Source organism: uncultured Photobacterium sp. (genome assembly GCF_947502415.1).
Classification (GTDB): domain Bacteria; phylum Pseudomonadota; class Gammaproteobacteria; order Enterobacterales; family Vibrionaceae; genus Photobacterium.
On the sequence record NZ_CANMZV010000002.1, the window covers coordinates 375,203 to 398,794 of the forward strand.

At 38.4% G+C, this 23,592-nt stretch carries 24 protein-coding genes; 21 read left to right on the forward strand and 3 right to left on the reverse strand.

The features are described from left to right. Window positions 1-65 precede the first annotated feature (65 nt). Window positions 66-581 (reverse strand): molybdopterin-guanine dinucleotide biosynthesis protein B, encoded by a 516-nt coding sequence (mobB, locus tag Q0852_RS03975; RefSeq protein ID WP_299014157.1) that lies wholly within the window; start codon window positions 579-581, stop codon window positions 66-68. 503 nt (window positions 582-1,084) lie between these two features. Here mobB and Q0852_RS03980 point away from each other — a divergent pair. From Q0852_RS03980 to Q0852_RS04050, 15 genes are all read left to right on the forward strand, one after another. Then, a complete protein-coding gene (locus tag Q0852_RS03980) occupies window positions 1,085-1,318 on the forward strand; it encodes a Flp family type IVb pilin (protein ID WP_299014159.1) in 234 nt (77 codons plus the stop codon). A 145-nt stretch (window positions 1,319-1,463) separates the two neighbouring features. Next, window positions 1,464-2,225: a pilus assembly protein CpaB gene (locus Q0852_RS03985; protein ID WP_299014161.1), complete on the forward strand. Its 762-nt coding sequence runs from the start codon at window positions 1,464-1,466 to the stop codon at window positions 2,223-2,225. Window positions 2,226-2,272: 47 nt separating this feature from the next. Then, on the forward strand, window positions 2,273-3,538 hold the full coding sequence (locus Q0852_RS03990) for a pilus assembly protein N-terminal domain-containing protein (RefSeq protein ID WP_299014314.1): 1,266 nt from the start codon (window positions 2,273-2,275) through the stop codon (window positions 3,536-3,538). Then, window positions 3,538-4,002: a hypothetical protein gene (locus Q0852_RS03995; protein WP_299014164.1), complete on the forward strand. Its 465-nt coding sequence runs from the start codon at window positions 3,538-3,540 to the stop codon at window positions 4,000-4,002. Before Q0852_RS03990 ends, Q0852_RS03995 begins: the two co-directional genes overlap by 1 nt. 4 nt (window positions 4,003-4,006) lie before the next feature. Beyond that, complete coding sequence (locus Q0852_RS04000; protein WP_299014169.1) at window positions 4,007-5,206, forward strand: type II secretion protein; 1,200 nt, start codon at window positions 4,007-4,009, stop codon at window positions 5,204-5,206. After that, complete coding sequence (locus Q0852_RS04005; protein ID WP_299014172.1) at window positions 5,203-6,468, forward strand: CpaF family protein; 1,266 nt, start codon at window positions 5,203-5,205, stop codon at window positions 6,466-6,468. The genes Q0852_RS04000 and Q0852_RS04005 overlap by 4 nt, the downstream gene beginning before the upstream one ends. Beyond that, a complete protein-coding gene (locus Q0852_RS04010) occupies window positions 6,465-7,379 on the forward strand; it encodes a type II secretion system F family protein (RefSeq protein WP_299014175.1) in 915 nt (304 codons plus the stop codon). Before Q0852_RS04005 ends, Q0852_RS04010 begins: the two co-directional genes overlap by 4 nt. Window positions 7,380-7,381: 2 nt before the next feature. Beyond that, on the forward strand, window positions 7,382-8,254 hold the full coding sequence (locus Q0852_RS04015) for a type II secretion system F family protein (protein ID WP_299014178.1): 873 nt from the start codon (window positions 7,382-7,384) through the stop codon (window positions 8,252-8,254). Beyond that, entirely contained in the window at window positions 8,247-9,431 is a 1,185-nt protein-coding gene (locus tag Q0852_RS04020; protein WP_299014181.1) for a pilus assembly protein TadD, read from the forward strand. Before Q0852_RS04015 ends, Q0852_RS04020 begins: the two co-directional genes overlap by 8 nt. After that, the gene (locus Q0852_RS04025) at window positions 9,428-9,952 is read left to right on the forward strand and encodes a TadE family protein (protein WP_299014183.1); all 525 of its coding nucleotides are present in this window, start codon (window positions 9,428-9,430) and stop codon (window positions 9,950-9,952) included. The genes Q0852_RS04020 and Q0852_RS04025 overlap by 4 nt, the downstream gene beginning before the upstream one ends. Then, window positions 9,942-10,490 (forward strand): tight adherence pilus pseudopilin TadF, encoded by a 549-nt coding sequence (gene tadF, locus Q0852_RS04030; protein ID WP_299014186.1) that lies wholly within the window; start codon window positions 9,942-9,944, stop codon window positions 10,488-10,490. Before Q0852_RS04025 ends, tadF begins: the two co-directional genes overlap by 11 nt. Window position 10,491: 1 nt before the next feature. Beyond that, complete coding sequence (locus Q0852_RS04035; RefSeq protein WP_299014188.1) at window positions 10,492-11,742, forward strand: pilus assembly protein; 1,251 nt, start codon at window positions 10,492-10,494, stop codon at window positions 11,740-11,742. After that, on the forward strand, window positions 11,739-12,323 hold the full coding sequence (locus tag Q0852_RS04040) for an OmpA family protein (RefSeq protein ID WP_299014191.1): 585 nt from the start codon (window positions 11,739-11,741) through the stop codon (window positions 12,321-12,323). The genes Q0852_RS04035 and Q0852_RS04040 overlap by 4 nt, the downstream gene beginning before the upstream one ends. A gap of 258 nt (window positions 12,324-12,581) precedes the next feature. Then, window positions 12,582-13,199 (forward strand): chromosome partitioning protein ParA, encoded by a 618-nt coding sequence (locus tag Q0852_RS04045; RefSeq protein WP_299014194.1) that lies wholly within the window; start codon window positions 12,582-12,584, stop codon window positions 13,197-13,199. Then, window positions 13,199-14,902 (forward strand): hypothetical protein, encoded by a 1,704-nt coding sequence (locus Q0852_RS04050; RefSeq protein ID WP_299014196.1) that lies wholly within the window; start codon window positions 13,199-13,201, stop codon window positions 14,900-14,902. The genes Q0852_RS04045 and Q0852_RS04050 overlap by 1 nt, the downstream gene beginning before the upstream one ends. Window positions 14,903-15,480: 578 nt before the next feature. On the opposite strand, the gene Q0852_RS04055 is transcribed toward Q0852_RS04050, so the two are convergent. After that, window positions 15,481-16,461 carry a LysR family transcriptional regulator gene (locus Q0852_RS04055; RefSeq protein WP_299014198.1) on the reverse strand — a complete coding sequence of 327 codons (981 nt, stop codon included), beginning with the start codon at window positions 16,459-16,461 and terminating at the stop codon, window positions 15,481-15,483. Window positions 16,462-17,120: 659 nt separating this feature from the next. Further along, a complete protein-coding gene (locus tag Q0852_RS04060; RefSeq protein ID WP_299014201.1) occupies window positions 17,121-17,573 on the reverse strand; it encodes a prepilin peptidase in 453 nt (150 codons plus the stop codon). A 357-nt stretch (window positions 17,574-17,930) separates the two neighbouring features. Here Q0852_RS04060 and Q0852_RS04065 point away from each other — a divergent pair, with 357 nt between their 5' ends. From Q0852_RS04065 to Q0852_RS04090, 6 genes are all read left to right on the forward strand, one after another. Next, window positions 17,931-18,434, forward strand: a complete 504-nt coding sequence (locus Q0852_RS04065) for an O-acetyl-ADP-ribose deacetylase (RefSeq protein WP_299014204.1) — start codon at window positions 17,931-17,933, stop codon at window positions 18,432-18,434. A gap of 226 nt (window positions 18,435-18,660) precedes the next feature. Continuing rightward, the gene (locus Q0852_RS04070; protein ID WP_299014317.1) at window positions 18,661-19,146 is read left to right on the forward strand and encodes a hypothetical protein; all 486 of its coding nucleotides are present in this window, start codon (window positions 18,661-18,663) and stop codon (window positions 19,144-19,146) included. 230 nt (window positions 19,147-19,376) lie between these two features. Then, the gene (locus Q0852_RS04075) at window positions 19,377-20,441 is read left to right on the forward strand and encodes an endonuclease/exonuclease/phosphatase family protein (protein WP_299014320.1); all 1,065 of its coding nucleotides are present in this window, start codon (window positions 19,377-19,379) and stop codon (window positions 20,439-20,441) included. Between the two features lie 110 nt (window positions 20,442-20,551). Further along, window positions 20,552-21,685 (forward strand): 2-methylcitrate synthase, encoded by a 1,134-nt coding sequence (gene prpC / locus Q0852_RS04080; RefSeq protein ID WP_299014207.1) that lies wholly within the window; start codon window positions 20,552-20,554, stop codon window positions 21,683-21,685. Then, window positions 21,686-22,297, forward strand: a complete 612-nt coding sequence (locus tag Q0852_RS04085; RefSeq protein WP_299014210.1) for an alpha-ketoglutarate-dependent dioxygenase AlkB — start codon at window positions 21,686-21,688, stop codon at window positions 22,295-22,297. It begins immediately after the preceding gene. Window positions 22,298-22,438: 141 nt separating this feature from the next. Next, window positions 22,439-23,539: a DUF3541 domain-containing protein gene (locus Q0852_RS04090; protein ID WP_299014213.1), complete on the forward strand. Its 1,101-nt coding sequence runs from the start codon at window positions 22,439-22,441 to the stop codon at window positions 23,537-23,539. Window positions 23,540-23,592: the final 53 nt, after the last annotated feature.

A 23,592-nucleotide genomic window follows, 5' to 3' on the forward strand; every position in this document is an offset into this window, starting at 1 on the left:
AGCCATACGTCTAAAAACGGAAAAGCGAGAGCCACTGACTCCCGCTTTTCCGTTTTTATTATTAGCTATTGCTTTGTTAACCAATCAGCAATAAATGTTGCTATATCTACAGGTTGGTTTAGATCAAGCTGAGGAAGCTGACAGCCATTCGGGCACTCTCCATCGGTAGCAAAAGCGATGATGTGTGGATCCTGCGGGAACAGTAAAGGTTTGCCATAGCTAGGGCGATGAATTTCGATTTTTGCAAACGGCTGATCCCGAAAACCTTCAACCAAAACTAAATCCAGTTGGCTATGATCGAACTGCTTGAGGCAGGCTAGCAGTTCTGGCTCTTCCCGATCCGGTTCCGGATATTCGAAATACAGCATGTGTCTTTCTTTAGTCGCCATCAGTGTTTGTGCACAACCTGCATGGCGTAACCTGTAGCTGTCCTTTCCCGGTGTGTCCGGATCAATACTGTGGTGGCTGTGTTTGAGTAAGGCAATTCGCAATCCTCGTTGCTTGAGTAGAGGAATAGCCTGCTCAAGCAGGGTTGTTTTACCTGAGCCGCTGTAACCGGCAAAACCTATAATTGGTGTCATGGTTTTATCTGAGTCATTCTGTTTGCCTAGATCCTAATGGAAATTGGCCTCGTCGTCATTGAGTCGCTAAGTCTTTATCAAAGAAAATACGAAGATTGATTAGGCATCTATTGGGAAGGTGTCGTTGAAAGTTATTACGCCGCGTTTGCTTATGGATAGCGCTATTTTTGAGAGTTTAAGCCCAAAAAAAAGAGTGTTAATCGGTATTCTATTGACGGTTCTATCAAATAAAATATAAAACTGCGGTTGAGTTTATCGTCAATAAACTTGTGCCTCTCAGATATCTACCAAAATCTGATTGAATGAAACTTGGTTAAATGTAAGCATTACAACGTTTAAATTTAATTCCCATCTTAAACCATACCTAATCCATTGTTTTAAACCTTCTTTTTAGTGCGCATAAAGCATTCTTATAATCGTATAAATATATTTACTTGGAGCTTTTATGGGAAAGTGCGTAATTTGTGCTCGAAATTAACCAGCACTAATAAGGAAACGGAAGAATGTTTGATAAATTAAAAAAATCAATTCGTCAGTTTGGTAAAGATGAGCGCGGTGTAACAGCTGTCGAGTACGCGGTTATTGCTGTAGCTATGTCTGGTATTTTGCTAACAATTTTTAATAACGGTGTTATTAAAAATTCACTGACTAAAGCTGCGGCATCAATTGAATCTAACCTTGGCGCTGCATCTGACACTAAAACAACTGGTAAAACAACTGGTAAAAAAACCAATTAATCAATTGGTAATGATTAATAGTAGCTAACCTGACTAAGTTTTAAAATTCCTATTTTATAAAGAATAGAGTTAGCTCAGTAAGGCCGTATAGAGCATAGTTCTGTATGGCCTTGTTCGTAGCCCATCCTGAAATAAATGTTCGCTAATGAATAGAAAAGTATTGTTTATTGCAATCGCTGCAATCCTGATGATGGGGATACTTTATATACAAAGTACCTTTGTGTCAGAGCCCCAGCAAACAGCTGAAGTGATTGTACAGAAGGTTAATACCATCCAGTTAGTCAAAAAAGTGGCGAAATCATCACAAATCAAATCTAGCGATTATATTGTGGTGACCATGGATGAAAATGAAGCCATTGAAAATGGTGTTCAAACAAACCTTGAGTCAGCAATTCAACCAGGTAGTTTATATCGCCATAACCTGGAGGCCGGGACATTTCTGAAAAATAGTGATGTCGCAAACTCTGGTGATGAAGACTATATTTTTCTATCGCTTCGTGATGATGAAGTTCCATATTATTATGAGGTATCTAACCCGGGCATTATTGGTGCTGTACCAATTAATGCTGGTGATGAAGTAAGCTTTGTTGTTACAACATCATCAGAGGAAAACATTAAAGAGCAAGGATACAGTGAACTGGATAGCATTGTAAGCCGAATTATCATTAGCGGTGCAAAAGTCGTTAAAGTTAATGATTTTGAAACGAGTGAAGATGGTGACGTTAATTCAGGGTTCAATCTTATTGTTGCTCTTAAGGTAAATGAAGTTTTGAAACTGGAAATGGCACAAAAAATTTCAGAAGTCAGCCTAGTTCCGTCGAATCTTTCACAGCACTTTATTTCAATAAAAAGTAGTGACATTGTTGATGGCCTTCATGGTGTCAGAGAGTTACGTGCAGGTAGGTAAACGTAATGATTAAAAATGGATTGAAAAAAATAGCTGTCCTTGCTGCTATGCTAGTTACATTAAATAATGCTTATGCTAGTGAACTATTCAGTATTGATAAAGGTGCGGCTAAAACAATAAAGGTGAGTCGGAAAATTGATACCGTATTTGTATCTGATCCGATGGTGGCTGATTATAAAGTGATTGATGATACCAAGGTCGTGGTATATGGGATAAGTACCGGTGATGCATCAATCATTATTTATGATCGCGGCGGAAATGAAATTTATAATGCTGAACTGGTTATTAACAAAAGCCTGCGAGCAGTAAAGCAGATGCTGATTGCTAGATATCCAGAAGAAAAGGTGACTATACATAACCTTGGAGATCAGATTGTATTGGACGGTATCGTGAGCAGCGAGGAGATTAAGACTCAAATCTACCGTACAGTCGGCGAAATGTTAAAAAAAGGTAAAACGGTAAACAAGTCAAAACTGGTTCAAGGCCTTAATTATACTGTGAATTATGATTATGACGGTATCATCAATAATTTGAAGGTATTAGCTACAGAACAGATTAATGTAAAGTTAACAGTTGCCGAAGTATCTAGCTCGTTCCTTTCTAAGTTGGGTGTGAAATACAGTGATATGTTTTCGTTCCCTGATGGAGGTAGCATTGTTCAGAATGTACTGGATTTTTCAGCCAAAGATATAGTCGCAATTATTTCGGCAAAAAATGACGATAAAATCGGTCAGGTGCTTGCAGAGCCAAATCTTTCAGTCATTTCAGGTGAAACGGCCAGCTTTCTTGTTGGTGGTGAAATACCACTTTCGGTACAAACTCGTGATGGTACAACGATTATATATAAAGAGTACGGTATTAAGCTCTCTATGGTTGCCAAAGTAACGGACAGCGAAAATATACGTTTAACTATGCTTCCAGAAGTGAGTTCAATTGACCAAACCAGGATTTATTCAGACTTACCTACACTGAAAACTCGCAAGGCACAAACTACCGTTCAGTTGAAAGACGGGCAAAGTTTTGTATTGGCTGGATTATTGACAACAGAAGAGATGGAATCTCTGAGCAAAGTACCTTTCTTTGGGGATCTTCCACTTCTGGGCTCTATGTTTCGATATACCGAATCAAATAAAATCAAGACTGAATTGGTTATCGTCGCTACAGTAAATTTGGTAAATCCAGTGAAAAGCAAAAAAATAAAATTACCAAGTTACCATGCTACAAGTGATTTAGAACGACTATTCAATATTGATCTCTCAGGAATTCGTGATTCAGAACTTGAGCAAACTATTCAGGCTGGAGGGTTTAATTAATGCGACGATTAATTTGTTATGTTTTGTTCGCTCTTATTATCAGTGGCTGTACATCACAAAGTGCTCATAACACGATAACAATGGATTCAGTTCAAGAGACGTTTGAATTTAATATTGTTGATGAGTCCACAGCCTTGATAAAAACGAAAAATTTTATCAGTGATGTTATCAAATCTAATGAATCGGTTGAGTTTGATATTTACTATAAACCTGTTTTAGGTTCGTTTTTAGAGCAGATAACTTTAGCAATGAATAAATTAGGTGTTAATAAAAAGAGTATAACTCCTATTGCGATCGAAGGTGATAATGAAAAAGATATCGTTGTTATTGCTAAGTACACAGTGATCAGAGAAAAGGACTGCGGTGCAATAAATATATTCAATAAGGATGAGTATAACGTTGGGTGTTCTCTGGAATACAACCGTAACCTTAGTTTTGTTAACCCTTTAGCATCTGTTGAGTAATAATATGGATTTAGATAATTTATTTAAGTCATCGACAAATAGAGAAAGTAGTAAGGCTGAAATTGTTGATCTGATTGTCTCTGAGGACAAAGCTTTTGTTGATTCAGTAAAAGAGCTTTATGCAATTGAAGGTTTCCATGAACCTATTCATATGAAGAATATTCATAATGAAGATGAGTTGAATGAGATAAAACAGAAAATCCGTAATGTGATATTAGATTTTCGCTCAGTTAATGACATCGTTGCCGATGTTAATGATATCGCTACCCAGCTAGATGTTGATATTAATATTATTACCGTGAGTAACCTTGACTCGATTAAGGTGAAAAATCAGGTATTGGCTCTTGGTGCTAATTATGTACTGTTGGATGAAGAGCTGAATGAACTGCTCGCCGCAATTCTTTCATTAAATGGCAGTAAGGAACAGACGGCACATAAGAAAACTCGGATAGCTAAACGGGTTTTGTTTTTGGGATCTAAGGGAGGAATAGGTCTTTCAGCGATAACCTCATTATTGGCACATACATTATCTGAAGGTGCTAATTTGAAAACGCTGCTGGTAGATCATGATTCAGGCGCTCTTAATTCTGACATGTTTCTGGCCATAAAAGGGTTAAAAGTAAGGCAAACAAGCTCGGATATTACCGAGCGAGACATTGATAGTGCTATTGCCCGAACATATACCAATAAAGCACGAGAAAAGCTTGATTATTTGATGTTGGAAAAACACGGTGAAGGTTTTAGCCTGCACAGTCAAACGCTGTATAACTTGTCGCAACAGTTAGTCGATGAATACAACTTTATTATTGATGCAATGCCACTGAGTAGTTTCGATCAACTTAACGGTTCAGAGATGCAGGAAAAGTATCACCGGATTTTTGTTGTCTGTGAACAGTCAGTGTCGTCACTTCGTGCATATAACGCATTGAAGCGAAAATTGGGTAAAACACCTCATCAATTAGTTTTTAGCCAAACGCGTCCGGCAAAGGATTATGTGATCCCGCTTGATAACGCAAAAGTAAGAATTAAGCAGAAGGATACAATAGATATTGGGTATGAGCCGGGATTAGAAAAAATCTTTGTTCATGAAGGGCCTGTTGGTGTTATGAACACCAAGTTTTCCGATCCTATTCGTACTATTGTTGCCAGCCTTACCGGTAAAACCATTGTTCGTAAAAAACGTTTTAAACTGTTTAGCAAATGAACCAATTCAAACGCATTTATATTGAAATTCGCGACGAGATTTTCGACGCTCTTGATGCTTCCAGCCTAGTAGAGATCAACAATAGCGACCTTGAAGCCCAATTAAAAGATTCTGTAAATTTGCTTATTGATCGAAAGCAATTACAGGTCTCCAATGTGCAGAGGTTGGAATTGGTTAAGGCTCTGTTGGCTGAATTGAAAGGGTTAGGTCCACTTCAGGCTCTTGTCGATAATGATGATATATCCGATATCATGATTAACGGGCCGTCGGATATTTTTGTTGAGATTGGCGGTAAAGTCGAAAAATCACCAATACAGTTCGTTAATGAAAAGCAGTTGAATACTATCGCAAAGCGGATTGCTTCTAATGTAGGTCGACGGATTGATGAGTCTAAACCATTGTGTGATGCCCGCCTTGAAGATGGTAGCCGAGTTAATATTGTCATTCCGCCGTTAGCAATTGATGGTACGTCAATCTCGATACGTAAATTTAAAGAACATAAGATCAAGTTGGAAAACCTGGTTGAATTTGGTGCGATGTCAGTTGATATGGCGAAAGTCATCTCTATTGCGAGTCATTGTAAGTGCAATATTCTTATTTCAGGTGGTACTGGCTCAGGGAAAACAACGTTACTTAATGCTATGTCTGGTTTTGTTGGTCATGGTGAGCGTATTGTTACGATTGAAGATGCTGCCGAATTGCAACTCCAGCAGCCCCATATTGTTCGTTTGGAAACCCGTGAGGCCAGTATTGAAGGTACTGGCGCAATATCAGCTCGAGAGTTAGTGATCAATGCCCTTCGTATGCGACCAGATCGTATTATTGTCGGGGAATGTCGTGGCGCTGAAGCGTTCGAGATGCTTCAGGCAATGAATACCGGACATGATGGTTCAATGTCGACACTTCACGCTAACACACCTCGTGATGCAGTTGCTCGTGTTGAAAGCATGGTGATGATGGCGACCAGTAGCCTGCCGCTTGAGGCTATACGCCGGACAATTGTTAGCGCTGTTGATTTAATTGTTCAGGTTAGGCGTTTGCATGATGGAAGCCGTAAGGTGATGTTTATCTCGGAAGTCGTCGGCCTTGAAGGCGACAACGTGGTGCTTGAAGATATTTTCCGTTTTGATAATCAAGGTAATACTGAAGATGGAAAAGTAAAAGGAGTATTTAAAACTCCAGGCTTGTCATCTCGTTCGATCATTTATGAACGAGCAAAATTCTTTGGCCTTGAAGGCACAGTACGGGAGATATTTACATGATGCTATTTATGGTAGTCGTTATATCTATTCTTCTAGTGTTATTTTTTTTCTCCGAGAGAAAAACAAAAAAGACAATCGATACTTTTATCGAGTTTGAAGGTGAGTTTGAAGGTGTAAAGGGCGTTAAGTCAGTTATCGACGCCGAAAAGTTTGATATCTCTTTTAAATATAAGATAAAAGAGTTTGTTAACTCGCTGAAGGCGGACTTGTCTCCAAATATTGCGACTAAGTTAATATTGTTTTTTGTGGGAAGTGCTGTATTTATTTATGGTGTGAACTACTTTTTGTTTAGGCAAAACATTTTGCATTGTTTGGCAATCGGTCAGCCAGTATTGTTGATTGCATTTATGGTTAAGTTGAGACAAATGCGTAAAGCACGTTTTCAAAATAACTTCCCTGATGCACTTAATATCTTATCTGGGGCGCTTTCAGCTGGACAAAGTATTGTTCATGCGTTCGAATATGTTGGAACACAACTAGACAATGAAGTAGGTGCTGAATTTAGATACATGTCAGAGCGTTTATTAATAGGTGAAGATCCTGATGAGGTTTTAGCTCGAAGTAGTTCAACGTTTCCATATATAGAGTACTTCTTTTTTGCTTCTACAATACGACTAAATCTCAGTCGAGGTGGACAGTTAAAGGACATTATTGCCCGTATTAACCGTATTATGTTCGAATCTCGAGCCTTGGATAAAAAGAAGTTTGCATTGACATCTGAAGCGCGTGGATCAGCTAAAATCATTGCATTTCTACCTGTTATTTTTTTGTTAATACTTCGATTTACGAGCCCTGAAAATTATAACTTTGTTATGTTCGAAGAAGGTGGTAAAGGGATATTTTACTACGTGCTATTTAGTGAGCTGTTTGGATTCTTTTGTATATCTATGATATTACGTGGAGTAGGGTAATAATGTTAAATGACGTTAGTATACTGTTCCTGATTATTAGTTTTGCTTGTTCATTAGGAATTGCTGCACTAATTATGATGTTATCAGATGGTCTTAAGGCCAGAATGAACATTAATAAAATAGTCGGTACGCCAGAAGAAGATAAAAAGCGAATGAAAGTATTGATGAGAATCGTTGATACTTTCAGCTTTAATCATGAAGAGAATCGAAAAAAACTAATTTCTGCGGGTATCTATAGTGAATTTATAGCCAAAAGTTACTATTTGTTTAAAATTATCCCTTTTTCTATTGCTTTCATTGTGATTACTTGGCTATTTATTGCCGGCAAATTCGAACTGGATAAATACGTCCTTTATCTTTCTTTGGCTACGATGTTCTTTTTGCTTGCACTGGATATGTTTGTTGGAGCTAGAGCCAAAAAGATCACTAAGCGGGTTAGTGGCCGATTACCTTTTTTACTCGATCTGATGAATGTCTGTGTACATACCGGTATGACGATTGAATCTAGCCTTGATTACTTAGCGAAAGAAATCAGTACTGTTGATCAGAATTTAGCTTACGCTGTAAAAATGACAGTGGAACGTTCGCGTTTAGTTGGGATTGAAAAGGCAATAAATGAGTTTGTAGAGTTAGTTCCTACGAGTGAAGCACAGAGCTTTGCGATGACCTTGACTCAAAGCTTACAGTATGGCTCATCAGTAGGCCCTGTTCTTTCCTCTTTGGCTAGCGATATTCGAGAAATTAACATCATGGAATTGGAAGAAAAAATAGGGAAGTTGGGCGCTCAAATGTCAATTCCGCTTATTGTTTTTATTATGGTTCCAATCGTTGTTCTTATTGCTGCACCAGGGATTGTAAGGATGTTCAATGCATAATAATTTAAAAGTTGTCATTCCAATTGTTTTTGCTTTATCAGGTTGTGTATCAACAGGGGGAGCAAATAGTGAGCTCGAAAGTAAAGAGAGCTTGTTGATTAGTTCTAATGAAACAGCTCAATTGGTGCAGTTTTATAAAGATAACTTGAAAGAAAATGCTAGCTATAAATTAAAGTTGGTTCAGGTTTATCTTGACTTGAAGGATGTAAAATCTGCTGAACTATATTCAAGTACCTTCGATGAAGATGATTACGAAAAGCCTGAATATCTTTATACCATGGCTAAAATGAATTATTTGAAGCATGAATATAGTAAAACGACAGAATTACTAGAACAATTTCGAGATGCATCTGGCGATGAACGTCGATATTTCTTCTTGAGCGGGAAGGTATTCGCTGAACAAGGACTATATGAAAAATCAATTTCAGCATTTGAGAGAAGCCGACAGCTCGGTATGCCTGACAACAATATAAAAAACAATATTGCGGTTGTAAAGATTATGCGGCATGACTTTAGCAGTGCTGTGAAAATTCTTTATGATTTATATCTACAGACACCGAATGATTCAAAGCTTCGTTCTAATTTGATTCTTGCCTCGGTAAAGGCTGGCAGAAACGATATTGCACTAGATGCATTAAAAGATATATACAATGATGAGCAAGCAAGAGAACAGTTAGAGAAGTTACGAGGTAGCTTAATTGTTCAAGAGCAGCAAACTGAATCAAGTAATGTTGTAGAAAATAAACCTGATGATAGTCAAAGTGTTGGCCAAAAAGCTAGTAAACAAAATGTAGATTTGAAGTCGTCAGAAGTACAAAAACAGGAAAAAACGAAGGCACTAACTAAAGTCACACAATCTACTGACAAACCAAAATCAAGAAAGAGTTCACAACAAAAAACAAAAAAAATAGTACTTAATCCACATAAAAAGAACACTACTGTGGAGCATATTTATCGTATTCAAGTCTTAGCTACTTATAACGTGATTACACCAGAACACCTTAACTACCTGAAATCGAATTATGGGGCAGTTTATTCTTATACCACTGATTTATGGAACCGTTACTGTGTTGGAGAGTTCAATAATCTTGAAAGAGCTAAAGCATATATGGCTGATATGAATATCAAGGGTGTATTTGTTGTTGAGCATACGAATAAAAGGTACATCAAGTTATGAAAAAACAACAAGGCTCGGTTGCCGTTGAGGCTGCTTTAGGATTGCCTGTTTTGATTTTGGTGATTTTTTCTTGGTTTGATTTGTGCCTGATGAACTATGCGATGGGAGTTGCTGATCACGCAATCACAATGGCTGTAAGTGAAACAAAAAAAGCAGGAAAGGCGGACGGTACAGTTAGTGCAAATTATGTTAAAAAATTAGTACAAGCATTAGAAGATGGTGGTGGTGTTTTATGGCCGACAGTTATTCAAAAAGAAAGTGTCAAAGGCAATATCTATTATTTTCGTGATTATGAATCGTTAAAAAGCTGTAGTGCAGATAACCGCTCATTGGATGAATGTCGCTTTGCATCTAAGAGACCGAAGAATATGCCGATTGCTATTTATCAGCTTTCATACAATTTTAAACCGATGTTTAATATATATATTCCGCCTGTGGCAGTTAGCAGAGAATTTATTGCTATACAGGAATATGAGCGATGTAAGTTTAAAATTGGTCCGGGAGCAAGTTGTGCGTCGTAAGCAAAATGGATCGTTTACTGTTGAGTTGGCAATCATATTAGTGTTTGTTTCAATGGCATTTCACTTTCAAATAAACAATTCAATAGCCATTTCAACGAAAGGTAAATTAGATCGTCTTTCTTATTCATTAGTTAATATTTTGTCTGAACGTAGACAGTTATTTAATGATGAAGGTGATATGTGTTCTGACAGAAGAAAATGTTCAGCTGTACTTGATGATATGCTTGATATTGCTAAAGCATCTCTAGGACGAACGTCTGGTGAATTTAATCCTGATAAACTTGGAATTAGAATTGAAGAGCTTCGGAAGGAAAAATCGAATAAGTTTTATACTGTTCGTACGGCAGGAAGTTTAGATGGCTGTAACTTGCCTTCCATTCAAAATAATACAAGCTTGTTACCTAAAACATCAAGAAATCGTCACTTACCGATGTATCAGGTAACACTCTGTTATGAAACACCATTTAATGTAACAGGGATAGCTGATGGTAATTTGATGCGGGTCGTTTCATCTTCATTTACTTATGCGAGGATATAATATGTATCGTAAGCAAAGAGGGGCGGCTGGAGTTATTTTCTTTATGATTTTACCGATAGCTTTGGCTACTCTCGCATTTTCAATACAGATAACTCAGCAGTTACAGGCTCATGCAAAATTAACTGAAGCGACGGAAGTTGCTAGTTTGGCTTTGATTTCAACTTCAACCGGGAAGAACAAACCAAATAAGAAACTGGCGCAGGAAATTGTTGATGAATATATGCCATTTAATTTAAATGGTACAAAAATCCATGTAGGTTCAGAGCTTTGTGATTATGATGATGGCTGTGTGCAAAAAAGTGGTGAGCAATCACCATTTTCAGATTTCATAGTCAGTGCGACGACTAATCATCGTTCATGGATGCCTTATAAAATGATTAACTTAAGGCCAACATTTAAGGTGGCCAGTACTTCATCGACAAGAAAATATTTACCTCGACCCGTTGATATTTATTTTGTGGTTGATATGAGTCAGTCGATGGGTGATCCATTCAGATCAGATTATAGTTTGAGAAAGTTTGATGTCGTTAAAGCAACGATTAGTCGGGTGTTAGCTGAGTTAGAAGTTTTTAATCAATATAATAGAGTTAAAAGTCGAGTCGCTTTTATTGGTTATCATCATTATAACCTTCAGGAAATAAACGGCGAAAGAGTGATAATTGACCAAATAGTAAATGAAAGTGAAGATGATACGATTGCCGATATGTTTAATCCAAATAAACCAATTATACGACTAGGTCAGAACATAGTGTCCCAAGGTTTTCAAGATATTCCATTGACCGAAGATTATGATAGTTTTCAGAAAGAACTGAATAGCTTCAGAATATCAGATCCTGCTATGACTCAATCTTGGCAAGGTGTGATTCGTGCAGCACAGGTAACTGATGAGCAGAGGGAGTATAACCCAGAACAAGCGATTATTGTGTTATCAGATGGTGAAGATACTGAAAGATTTGGATTTGTACCAGGAAGTTATCAAACGTTCAGAAAAAAGAATTACCTTAAGACGTTAGTTAAAAAGGGGTTATGCAGAAAAATTGTTAGAAACCTAGAACGTAAAAAAAATCGTTATGGTGAAAAAGTCAAAGTTACCTTTGGTGTGATTGGTATTGATTTATTGCTCGATAAGTCTGAAAACGGTTTCTATGACTGTGTTGGTGAAAATATGATTTTCCATGCTAAAGATGGCGCTGATGTATATAAATATATTCTTAATCTATTAAATGAAGAAACTGGAAGATTAAAGTCATGATAAATCGTAATATTCTTGTTTTAGCTTTATTATCTGTTGTGCCGGGAGCTGTTTCTGCCACATGTATAGATATTGCTAATACTTACGTTCGTAGTGTTGAAGTGACTTCAACGACTCATGTGACAACGCAGAAAAAGGGTGAGTTACTCAATATTGTACAGCAGCAACAATCAAAGGATCCGGTGAGGACAGAGGTGATAGCCTCGGAGAAAACAGACAGCGAATCTTGTTTGTTTGATAACCAAACAAAATCGTTGGTTTTAATATATGATTTCAATAAGCAAAAATTAACTGAAAGTCATAAAGAAATATTGAAGCAATATTTGACCGTGATAGATGACGATACTTCGATTGTTATTGAAGGGCATGCTGATGCAACTGGGGCTAAGAAATATAACTTAAAACTCTCTAACCGCCGGGCTGACAATGTTGCTAGTTATCTTCGGGACACTTTAGCTCAGGGAACTCGAATTGTTACAAAAGGATTTGGTGAGTCAAAGCCTGTTTGTTCTGTTAGAGAGAACAGGGCAGATGGCTGTAACAGAAGGGTCGTTCTGACGCTATCTCCGAACCAGTTTTAACATACAAACTAGCACTAGTTTAGCTAACTTTAGTAGATTAAAAGCACTTACCTAATGTAGTTAAAAGGCCTCCTTTAGAACAATTGTTCAGGAGGCCTTTCTATTGGGCCTAGGGTGTGGCTCTTAATAGATTAAACTATAAATATCTCAAATCATCTTATAAAAACAATTAATTATGTTTTATGCACACTTAGGTACACTTGTAGAAGTAATCTTAAAAGGTGTTGTATTTCAACACCGTATTGAAAAGAGGATTTCATGTTTCGTTTGGCCATTCCAATAATTGCTATTATTTTTTTATTTAGTGTATTCAATGCATTTTCCAAAACTAACACGTCATTATATTCTGTAGATACCAATAGTGATTTTATTATTGCGCAAACTCCTGAGTTACTCAAAGAACTTGAGGGAAAACCTATAGGTAAACAGTTAACCGTTTTATACGGGAAATTTGAACCTGTGCTTGAACGATCGGATTCACTACTTGGTCCGGATCATAATAATAATGGAATACGTGATGATATTGAGGTGTTTATTGATGTACTTGTGGTCTCAGAACCAGCTAAAAAAGCAATTAGACAGGAAGCAAAACAGTTTCAACGAATACTCTCATATGACTTTTCAAAGAAAACAACAGAATCACTTTCTTATGCAATTGATATTGGTAAAGCACAACTAAGCTCAAGAGCTTCGATGGAGTTCCTAGGGATAAATAGTGATGATGAGGTCGATACTATAAGACTATTGATTGCATTCACCTACAATACCAGATTGCGAGCATATGCATATTTGGCCTGGAAGCGTAATATTCAACAAGCTTATCATGAATTAAATAATACTTCTAATAATAATCATCCATTAAAGATATCAAGCTGATGAAAAAAGAATTTAAGTTTTTTTATAATAAAATATCCTTGTTTGTTTTGTTATTAATCAGCATTGCTTTATTTATAATAGTTAACTCGTCTGACTCTGATTTTTCTCCACCGTCATCTCCTCTTGGTTTTGGATATATTCATCATCCAGAAGGTAACACTGGCAGTGATTGTTGTGAACATGGCTCCGCGACATGGTTTGTAGACGTCAATAATTTGAATTTAGTAATTCAGCAGACTCCTATATGGTATGAATCTGCATATGGTCCTGATATTGACTTTACGCTCACTTACAATATGTTGGGCGAGCTCAGTGAAAAGAGCAATCTTGGTAACCGATGGGTTCATAGTTACGGTGAATTCATCACTAAAAACAAAAATAACGATGGATTTACTTATCATAGCTCTTTTGGTCGTATTGATGAGTATGTGTTATCGGGTCGAGAGTTTATAGCTGAAACAGAACACTTAGGATCTGGTGATGCGGCATTAATGCCGAAGTTGGTCGTTACAGAAGATGTGATAAAAGCGATTTATGTTGGTGGTGCATACAAAGAGTTTAGATTGATAAATGATAACAGCTATCGATTAATTCACTCTGTTGACCGAACTGGAAACTCTCTAGATTTGTACTATAAAGAATCTCTTTTAGTAAAAATCGAAAATGCAGAAGGGCGGTTTATATCGCTTATTTATAACAATCAAGATAGGTTGATTCAGATTTCTGGATTAACTGGATATAGAGTATCATTTGAATACGATGCTCAAAATAATCTAGTCACAATTAATGATATTCAGGGTAATCTGACTGAGCTTGGTTACAATGATGATGGTCATATTAGATCTTTAAAAAACGCAAAGGACGAAACGCAATTTATGTTCGAACCTAGTGATGAATATACTACTAGATATGATACTTACCCAGCTTTTGGTGAACCTATGGGGATGAGCAGTAGGCTTACTATTACAGGTTCTTTGGGTGGAAAAGCAGAGTATTTTTATAATGCCGAGTCTGGCCTGGCATGGTATGTTGATCCTGAAAATTATGTAGATTATAGAGATTCAAGTATTAATAATTCTCAAAACGATGTGGCTAAAACAATTTATCAATACAAGCGATATGCTAAGGGTTACTCACGTCTTAGAAAGATTATTTATCCTGATAATTTCTGGGAGTCTTATCGTTATGATGATAATCGTAATTTGGCTGAGATTGCTTACTCAAATGGCGATGTGTACAAATATAAAAACAATGCTATTGGTAATGTAATACATTCTTCTGATTTGTTAGGGAATAATGCAGATTATATTTATGACAGCAATCAAAATATTATTGTTAGTTCATCTGATATTGGAACAGAAACATTTAATTATGATATCAATAATAGGTTGATATCAGAAACTGACAGCGATGGTTATACAACGCGATATAATTACAATGCTAGAGGTCAACTTAAGACTATTCTTAACCATGATCAGAGTGTACTTACATTTGATTATGACAGAGATGGGCGTTTGAATAAGCTAGTTACAGATAACAACACACTGGTACAGTATACTTACGACTCTTTAGGAAGAATTATTTCAGAAGTTGATGAGTATGGTAACACTAAGCGATATCAATACGATCCTTACAACGCAGTGATAGAGTTTGCTTGGTGTGGTAAAAACATTCAAATTCAACCCAGCGGTATAACAGACTAGCGGTTTTTCATCAAATTATAAAAAGTGACTCTAGCGAATACTTGCCTAAGTGATAAGCATAATCATAAATATTGATAATCCCAATATAATCCTTTTATTATTGAGGAGTTTGAAGTTTATTGAGAAAATTAAGTTTCAGTGTAAGAGGTAATATTGAAGGTTCGAATGTATGCCATATTTTAAAATAATAATTGTTTAGTTCATAGATGTATTGTTCTTTTGTCTTTCTTGGTTTTTATCATTAGTATATATCAGCTCCTAGTTGAGGAGGTATTGATTTTTACACTTGGTTTAATTATTTAGTTCTCACTATTGTTTATTTTTGCAAAGGCATCTGAATATAGAGCAAAATATCTCCATGATTAAGTAAGTCAATACGTCGTTATATAATTAATTGAGAAAAATGTGCTTGTCTATTTTCTGTGAAACAATTATTTTGTTTGTGAGATATAACTATAAATAAACTATTTACATATATTGATGGGTGTTTTGTTCGTAAAGAGACTGAAGAACTGTTGTCTTCAGTCTGTCAATTGCTGATAACGAAAATGATAAGTTAAATGGTCTGTTATAGCAAATCAAGCGTATCCATCAAAAGTTGTGAATATGATTTTTTCAAGGTTTGCATGAAGTTGTAGTGTAGTGCTCTTGTCAAGGTTATTGTTAATAATATCTGGTGTTTTTATCGCCTGCACGCAATTGGTGTAATCGATTAACTTATTAATAATATCAAACAAACCAATCTTTCTAACCTCGACTCTTGAGCGGTTGTTGCACCAAGCATACATATTAATATTTACGTCGGTAGTTTTAATATGATATTTGCTTTTTTCAAAGAGTTTTTTTGAACTTATTATTATAGTATCATCTTTCGCTAGTTCATTTTTTATCACTTCAGTTGAACTGGTTGATAGCCAGCCTTTTATTTTTTCCGTATTGCCACCATGAGCTTTTATTATGTCTATGACATTGTTGTGTGCAAGATTACTACAATAAATTATACGCTTTGGTATTGAATCGTCATAGATTAAATTTTTTGACTTACTTACTATTTTGTAATTACGGCTTTGTATGTGAACCTTGTGCCCAAGGTGTTCAGGTATATTGTCAACACCAAAAATAAGATCAAAGTCTAAACAGTTTAACTCTCTGGTCGAATGATAATGGACAACAGTGAAATTCAAGTTGCTCATTTTGTTCAACTCTTTGAATAAATTCTCTCTGAGAAGCGCACAGAATGAATATGATATTGCGATTTTATAGGAATCGCGATTTTTACTCCTTTCCAGTTCATCAAAAAGTTCATCAAATACACTAAAACTTTGTTTAGCATATTTCAGTAGGATCTCACCTTCTTTTGTGAGCTCGAAGCCGCCACTACGCTCAAAAAGGCTAGTGCCAATTTGAGTCTCGATTTTTTTCATATGTTGAGATACTGCAGGCTGAGTCATGTATAAGGCTTCGGCTGCCATAGTAAAACTTTTATATTTTGACACATGATAAAATGTTCTAAGATGCTTTATTTCAATTAATTGTTTTCTATTTATCAATGTTATCATCCTCTGAACGATAAGTGTTCAAATGTTTTTATTATTAATATTCAAAGTATCAAAATGCTTTGTTATGCGCAAACGTTTGTTATTATCCGTGTATAAGGTTTTCTTATATTAAAATTTGATTTTATTTTCAGTGTGTAACGAGGGGCTCCTTTGCGCTGATGGTTTAATTAGAATCGATAATTATAAACAGATCCTAATTTTACGCTGAAACAAATGGTAAGTTAGAGGTGATGGAGTTGTTCTATAGCTAAAATAGCGCACGTGCTACAAACTAATTGTTTGTAAACGTTAAAGGTGAATGAACGAGAACAACTGTATATTCATGATTTGAAGTTGAATTGCGTTTTGCTGGTTGTGGCATGTTATCGTCTCCATGAATTAGTTCCATTATACGCGATGAATGAACATTCACCATTAAAGGGTATTTATCCATGGGTTGAAGAGTATAGCGTTGAATTATGTTAATGCCACCCCTTATTTTAGAATACGATAAATTTGTCATACGATATTTTGTGTTTTTAATGTTTGAGCTGTGTATTGCTCGTTATAAAAATCTGACAAAACAATACTATACGTGCAGTGACTGTTATTGTGCTTGTTGAGTGATGCTTTTAAATGACACGGTAAGTTGCAAAATACTGACTAATTAATTATCCAATTCAAATGTTTGATGTCAGCACTGTTAAAATGATCCCTAAAATGCAGGAGATACTTATGGGGACTCCGTAAGGAAGGCCTTCTTGGTGTTTTACCGATTGTTTCCTGATGATTGTCGAAATGCCAATTGTATAGATTGCTTGTAAACCTCCAATAAATCCAATCGATATGAAAACGAGACTCAAATAATTTGGGTTAATAGCAAGGCTATAAGCTGTAAGTAGTTTTATATCCCCACCACCAATAACACCACAAATTGAAACAACAAACCCAATGACAACAATCAACGTGGCATATCCAATACTGTCACCCAATAGAGATACTTTTAATGAGATCAAAAGGCAAAGAATGAGCACTAACCCTACAGCTTTGTTGCTGATCGTTCTATGAGTAATGTCCTTATAACAGATCTGTACGCTTACTATGAATAGTAAGGATATTAGAGCGAATATCATTTTTGTTCCTAAAAATAACTTTTACTGAGTGTCGGACGATCTTAGCTTTTACATAACTACTGTTAACTGAGTTTAAAGACTATCTTACCTTTATATTCAAATGTTTCATGTGTAATTTCGTGTTTTTACTCTGTATTAAGCATGCTGATAAAGGCAGTTTAATTACTCTATATCGTTATTTAAGTTTTTTGTAGAATTAAAAATTAATTTGGATATAAAAGTTTGTTATGTTCAAGGGATAGTAATCGCAGTGCTTAGTGATGTTTTTGTTTATATGTATTTTTTGTCTGCTGGCTAAAGCGGATATTAACTTGTATGAGTATAATTTAAGCAGCTTATCGGTTAAGGAGAACGAGGATGGTTCAGTTATCAGCAATACAAGCAGACATCACCACACTAGAGGTCGATGCTATCGTTAACGCGGCGAATGTGTCTCTGCTTGGAGGTGGTGGGGTTGACGGGGCAATTCACCGGGCGGCAGGCCCTGATCTTTTGAATGAGTGCAGAACGTTGGGGGGATGTCTAACAGGAGAGGCGAAGTTGACTAAAGGTTACCTGCTACCTGCGAAATATGTGATTCATACGGTTGGTCCGGTATGGCATGGCGGTAATCAGCATGAAGAGTCACGTTTGGCAGATTGTTACCGGAATGCTTTGAGGGTGGCACGACAGGCCGGTGTTAAAACTATCGCATTTCCGTGTATCAGCACCGGTGTTTATCATTTCCCAAAACAGCGGGCAGCTGAGATTGCTGTTACAACGGTACAGGAAGTTTTGGCCGACGATAAACAAATCGAGCAAGTAGATTTCGTTTGCTTCAGTAAAAGTGATAAGGAAACATACCAGCGTTTGCTCGAATAGTCAGAGTTGGTAATGAAGTATCAATAGTGAGCTCGTGCCCGTTTTTTATTATTAATAAGCGGATCACGTCTACATTTATTGTGTAGTTCGTTGGTATCTGTTATCACCATCTTAGGTATGTATGACATTGTAATAATTAATCGCTACTTCGAGGCAAGAGATATTGACAGGAAGTCGTAGTTTTTGATTTCGGAGAACATTAATAATGAGCATCAGGGAGAGTGCAATGTGGGCGACATTGGATTTTGAAGCATCCGGGTTATCCGATCAGTCATACCCGATTGAAGTGGGATACTCTTTACCGGATGGTAGTGGCAATAGCTTGTTGATTAATCCTCAAACAGCAAGTGATGTTTGGCAATACTGGGATGATTATGCCGAACAAGAAATACATCAAATTTCCCGTCAGGAGTTACACCATAAAGGACAACAAGTTGTTGATGTTTGTCGGCATCTTAATACAGTTCTTGGTCAGTTTGAATATGTCTTCTGTGACAGCCAGTGGGATTTATTCTGGTTAGGGCGCTTGTATCACGCCGCGCGGATGAGACCCTCGTTTATGCTCACGGAAATTGGCCATTGGCTGATGCAGGAAAATGGGATTGAGCGAGCGCGGTTTCAGTTGGTACTTGAAGAACTTGGGCCTGTGAAACATCGGGCAATGCATGATGCACAACAGATTCGATTGGCAATTACCCAGCTTGTTGGTTAGATCTTTTTTAGATGCTGACGATATTGTATTGAAATTAACGTTTTAATGTAGGTTGGAGGTAATACCAGAGAGTGAAAGCAGGAAATTTAATAGTTAATTCATGCGATTGTGATTAGACTTCCTGCTTAAACTATTTATATCAGGCGGTTCTCTTGCTATCTCAACCTTCGACTATCCCTCCGAAAAGATCATTGTCTCGTACTATTCGGGTTGCTGTATTTAACATTTCTATGTCGGCGTCTGTTTCGGGAGAAATCCTTGCACAAACATCGACGCCGGATAATGTTCGATTGGCGCGTTTAGCGGCAATTATTCAGCACGTTCGACCTGATGTGCTGATGCTTTGTGAGTTTGACCATCGTGGTGATGGCGGAGATGACGGCAGTGTGGCTAACTTCTGCCGTAATTATCTGGAGAAGCCCCAACATCAGCACGATGCGATTTCCTACCCGTACCGTTACTGTCCGCCAACCAATACCGGTTTAATTAGTCCTTTTGATCTAGATGGTGATGATGTGTTGACCTTACCGGGTGATGGCCTGGGCTTTGGTGAACATCATGGGCATTTTGGGTTTGTCATCTTGTCTCGCTATCCAATTAACAATGGACAAATTAGAAGTTGGCAGAATTTGTTATGGCGAGATTTTCCTGACCATCAAATACCTGAAGATTACTACAGTGAACACGCGAAATCGGTGCTTCGTCTCTCATCGAAAAATCATGTTGTAGTGCCTGTTACTGTGGGGGAGAAGGTTGTTCATTTGCTGTGTTGTCATCCGACGCCACCGGTTTTTGATGGTGATGAGAAACGCAATGCCAGACGCAATCATGATGAACTGAGTTTGGTAACCGCGATCTTAGATAACGAGTTATATCTGATTGATGACCAGGGGGGAACGGGTGGTCTGGAGAATGACGCTCGATTTATCGTACTGGGCGATCTTAATGCGGATATGTCTGATGGAGACGGCATGAAGCCGGCAATTCGTAAGCTTTTATTGCACCCGAAAATAAATCGAAGAGTAAGTGCCGGGCCAATGGCACCTAAAAGCCTTGGAGGGCGATTTCACATTCCATGGCAGAAACGTCAGGGCCGGGCGACGGAGTGGACTCATATCTCCGGTTTAAGACTGGATTATGTTTTGCCGTCGGTGAATCTGAATGTTAAACAATCCGGCGTATTTTGGCCCGATAAAAAGGATCCGTTGCGATATTTGATCACTGATGATAAAGGCCGTTCGCGCCCGCAGGCAGGATCTGACCATCGTTTGGTATGGGTTGATATTACCTTGTAGGCTTGTGTGACTGCGGTGTCGATAATTCTGATAACTTAATCAATTGGTTCTGTTGGATATTCTGGCCTATCTTTATCCAAAAGGATATTTAAAAGAGTTGGGAGTCAGTGATGCCAGATAAACAGAAAGAATCGAGCGGAGAAGGTTTACGTGGTCAGACGGCTGGATCGACAGCCTTGTGTACAGTTGGTAAAACCGGTACCGGGCTGACCTACCGTGGTTTTGACATTTCTGATCTGGCTAAGCACGCCGAGTTTGAGGAAGTGGCTCACCTGCTGCTAAAGGGAAAGCTGCCAACTCGTGCAGAGCTGGCAGCGTATAAGGAGAAGTTGATATCTTATCGTGGCTTGCCAATGGCGCTAAAGGTTGTTCTTGAGCAGATCCCCGCTGATGCCCATCCGATGGATGTAATGCGAACGGCTTGCTCAATGCTGGGCAACCTGGAACAGGAGCACGACTTTGTTGAGGAGTATGATAAAGCCGACCGCTTGCTGGCGCTTCTGCCTGCCATTATTTGTTATTGGTACCGATATAGTCACCATGGGGTGCGCATTGAAACCTATTGCGAACAGGACAGTATCGGTGGTTATTTCCTTAAAATGCTGACGGGTGAAGCGCCATCTGAATTACACAAGCAGGTGATGCATTGCTCCCTTATCCTTTACGCGGAGCATGAGTTCAATGCTTCGACCTTTGCAGCCAGGGTTTGTGCCTCGACCCTGACAGATCTTTATTCCTGCATCACAGCGGCTATTGGAACATTGCGTGGACCACTGCATGGCGGGGCTAATGAAGCGGCGATGGAGATGATCGAAAAGTGGCAGACACCGGATGAAGCTGAAGTCGGGATCATGGCGATGTTGGCAAATAAAGAGAAGATCATGGGGTTTGGTCATGCTATTTACCGTGAATCGGATCCGCGAAATGCGCTGATCAAACAATGGTCGGAAAAACTGGCGGAAGAAGCTGATGATGGGGTGCTTTATGATATTTCTGTTCGGGTCGAACAGGTTATGAAGCGCGAGAAGAATTTGTTTTGTAATGCCGATTTTTTCCATGCATCGGCATATCACTTTATGAAAATTCCTACCAAGTTATTTACGCCGATATTTGTGATGAGCCGGGTGACCGGTTGGGCTGCACACGTGTTTGAGCAGCGGGCTCATAATCGGATTATCAGGCCGAGTGCCGATTATATAGGGCCGGAACACCAGGAGTGGGTGCCGATAGAGCAGCGTCACTAGATGAATTTAGACAGGGTGAATAAATCAGCTGTGAAGATTTCTCCAGGCTGGTGTGAGATTCCTGATGGCAAGTTATTCTGGCAGCCCGATTTTTTATTGCCGTCACAGGCTGAATTATATTTTCAGCAGTTGTTGTCCGAACTTAATTGGCGGCAGGAAACGATCCGTATGTTTGGCCGCGATGTTCTTCAGCCTCGATTACAGACCTGGTGTGGAGAGGCAGTATATACATACTCGGGGCTGACTATGACGCCAGCCCCTTGGACTCCCGCTTTGTTAGCTATCAAAGCAGCTTGTGAAGACATTAGCAGCACTCGGTTTAATTCAGTGTTGGTGAACCTTTATCGAGACGGACAGGATTATATGGGGTGGCACCGGGATAATGAACCAGAGCTGGGTGAGCAACCTGTCATTGCATCTGTCAGTTTGGGGGAAGCGCGGCGTTTTGTTCTTAAACACATTAAGAGTAAGCAGAAGCTGGAGTTTAATCTTTCTTCTGGTTCATTATTGGTTATGGCTGGAGTGACTCAGCAATACTGGCTGCATTCAGTGCCGAAAACACGTTGCCCTAAGGCTGCGAGAATTAACCTTACTTTCCGCCATATTAGTTAAAGACCTATCTTTTTATAATGCAGGCTAAAATTGACCAAAACCCTGACTGTCGATGTGATAGAGGCTGGTAGCGGTTCTGTGTGTAAGGATTTTATTATGTGTTTAAACGTTGATTTGCGCCAGCTTGAGAGGGAGTTTTAAATGAAGTCATTACAAATAGGTTTTCCGTTAATTGTTTCTTTGTTGGTAAGTCCGGTATTTGCTGAGACGGCTTCAGTCAGCGCCAACCAGGCTAGCGAGTTATCTTCTTATCAGCAGGATGCGGAATTGATTCGTCAGACCTATGAAAGCCAGCTTTTTACTTTGCCGGCTTTCAAGGTGGGCCATTATGGACTTCGGATGTATCGCCAAACTCAGGATGCCAAATATGAATCGGCGATATGGGCTGATATGGCTCGCGTGGCGAGCAGGTTGAATAAGTTCGCCACGGAAGTTTATACGCCGGAGCAAATTAAGGCTTATTCAAACATACGTATTCAAAATTACAGCAAGAAAACTGACGAGCGAAGTAAGTTGAGATATGCGGTGACCAAATCGAAGCCTGAGTATTTGTATCTTGGGGTAGATTTACTTGGCTCCATGGCACGTGCGAATGAATATGGCCTCAAGCACCGTGAAGATGTCAGGTTGCGTCAGGTGATCCGTCGTTATGATTTTACTGATTATGCAACAGATCCTGATATGATCAGGGCGTGGGCTGCGCAAGTTGCCAATCAGGTATATTGGTTACGTCAGTTAGGTGAGCAGGACGTTGTCGATGAATTTATTGAGGCTTTTCGTGCGACTTATCCGGACAAGCTGGATAAGTCGCTGAGTGACCAGCAATTTATGAATAAAATTTATGGTCTGACACATATCATATTTGCGGCTTCTGAATATTATCAGCACCCGCTTAAAGAACAGGACTTTAAATGGATTTATGACTACTACCGCGACAATATTGATACGATTCTGTCGCGTGCAAAAGAAGATGTGATTGCGGAAGTGGGGATTAACTTCTTACTGGCTGGGCTGGATACGGATCCTGTAGTGGAAAATACCCGAAAAGTAATCCAGCAGGCAATCGATCGTAAAGCAGGTATGGTGCCCTCTGTTCATGGTGAAACTGAGTTAATTGGTGGTGAGCATCGTAATGTGTTGTCGATTATGTTGCTGGATTGGCGAGGAGCTAAAGCGGTACCGACAGTGTCCAACCAGCCGCATATTTTTGATGCTGTACCCTATGGCTTAATTGCTAAGTAATACCAATCAGCATAAGGCAGTTAAGCTTAGCCTAAGCTTAGCCGCATGAAAAG

What these genes read in the sequence shown, in the direction of transcription:
- mobB (WP_299014157.1), bottom strand. Translation starts at nt 581, where the DNA reads ATGACACCAATTATAGGTTTTGCCGGTTACAGCGGCTCAGGTAAAACA.
- Q0852_RS03980 (WP_299014159.1), top strand. Translation starts at nt 1,085, where the DNA reads ATGTTTGATAAATTAAAAAAATCAATTCGTCAGTTTGGTAAAGATGAG.
- Q0852_RS03985 (WP_299014161.1), top strand. Translation starts at nt 1,464, where the DNA reads ATGAATAGAAAAGTATTGTTTATTGCAATCGCTGCAATCCTGATGATG.
- Q0852_RS03990 (WP_299014314.1), top strand. Translation starts at nt 2,273, where the DNA reads ATGCTAGTTACATTAAATAATGCTTATGCTAGTGAACTATTCAGTATT.
- Q0852_RS03995 (WP_299014164.1), top strand. Translation starts at nt 3,538, where the DNA reads ATGCGACGATTAATTTGTTATGTTTTGTTCGCTCTTATTATCAGTGGC.
- Q0852_RS04000 (WP_299014169.1), top strand. Translation starts at nt 4,007, where the DNA reads ATGGATTTAGATAATTTATTTAAGTCATCGACAAATAGAGAAAGTAGT.
- Q0852_RS04005 (WP_299014172.1), top strand. Translation starts at nt 5,203, where the DNA reads ATGAACCAATTCAAACGCATTTATATTGAAATTCGCGACGAGATTTTC.
- Q0852_RS04010 (WP_299014175.1), top strand. Translation starts at nt 6,465, where the DNA reads ATGATGCTATTTATGGTAGTCGTTATATCTATTCTTCTAGTGTTATTT.
- Q0852_RS04015 (WP_299014178.1), top strand. Translation starts at nt 7,382, where the DNA reads ATGTTAAATGACGTTAGTATACTGTTCCTGATTATTAGTTTTGCTTGT.
- Q0852_RS04020 (WP_299014181.1), top strand. Translation starts at nt 8,247, where the DNA reads ATGCATAATAATTTAAAAGTTGTCATTCCAATTGTTTTTGCTTTATCA.
- Q0852_RS04025 (WP_299014183.1), top strand. Translation starts at nt 9,428, where the DNA reads ATGAAAAAACAACAAGGCTCGGTTGCCGTTGAGGCTGCTTTAGGATTG.
- Q0852_RS04035 (WP_299014188.1), top strand. Translation starts at nt 10,492, where the DNA reads ATGTATCGTAAGCAAAGAGGGGCGGCTGGAGTTATTTTCTTTATGATT.
- Q0852_RS04040 (WP_299014191.1), top strand. Translation starts at nt 11,739, where the DNA reads ATGATAAATCGTAATATTCTTGTTTTAGCTTTATTATCTGTTGTGCCG.
- Q0852_RS04045 (WP_299014194.1), top strand. Translation starts at nt 12,582, where the DNA reads ATGTTTCGTTTGGCCATTCCAATAATTGCTATTATTTTTTTATTTAGT.
- Q0852_RS04050 (WP_299014196.1), top strand. Translation starts at nt 13,199, where the DNA reads ATGAAAAAAGAATTTAAGTTTTTTTATAATAAAATATCCTTGTTTGTT.
- Q0852_RS04055 (WP_299014198.1), bottom strand. Translation starts at nt 16,461, where the DNA reads ATGATAACATTGATAAATAGAAAACAATTAATTGAAATAAAGCATCTT.
- Q0852_RS04060 (WP_299014201.1), bottom strand. Translation starts at nt 17,573, where the DNA reads ATGATATTCGCTCTAATATCCTTACTATTCATAGTAAGCGTACAGATC.
- Q0852_RS04065 (WP_299014204.1), top strand. Translation starts at nt 17,931, where the DNA reads ATGGTTCAGTTATCAGCAATACAAGCAGACATCACCACACTAGAGGTC.
- Q0852_RS04070 (WP_299014317.1), top strand. Translation starts at nt 18,661, where the DNA reads ATGTGGGCGACATTGGATTTTGAAGCATCCGGGTTATCCGATCAGTCA.
- Q0852_RS04075 (WP_299014320.1), top strand. Translation starts at nt 19,377, where the DNA reads ATGTCGGCGTCTGTTTCGGGAGAAATCCTTGCACAAACATCGACGCCG.
- prpC (WP_299014207.1), top strand. Translation starts at nt 20,552, where the DNA reads ATGCCAGATAAACAGAAAGAATCGAGCGGAGAAGGTTTACGTGGTCAG.
- Q0852_RS04085 (WP_299014210.1), top strand. Translation starts at nt 21,686, where the DNA reads ATGAATTTAGACAGGGTGAATAAATCAGCTGTGAAGATTTCTCCAGGC.
- Q0852_RS04090 (WP_299014213.1), top strand. Translation starts at nt 22,439, where the DNA reads ATGAAGTCATTACAAATAGGTTTTCCGTTAATTGTTTCTTTGTTGGTA.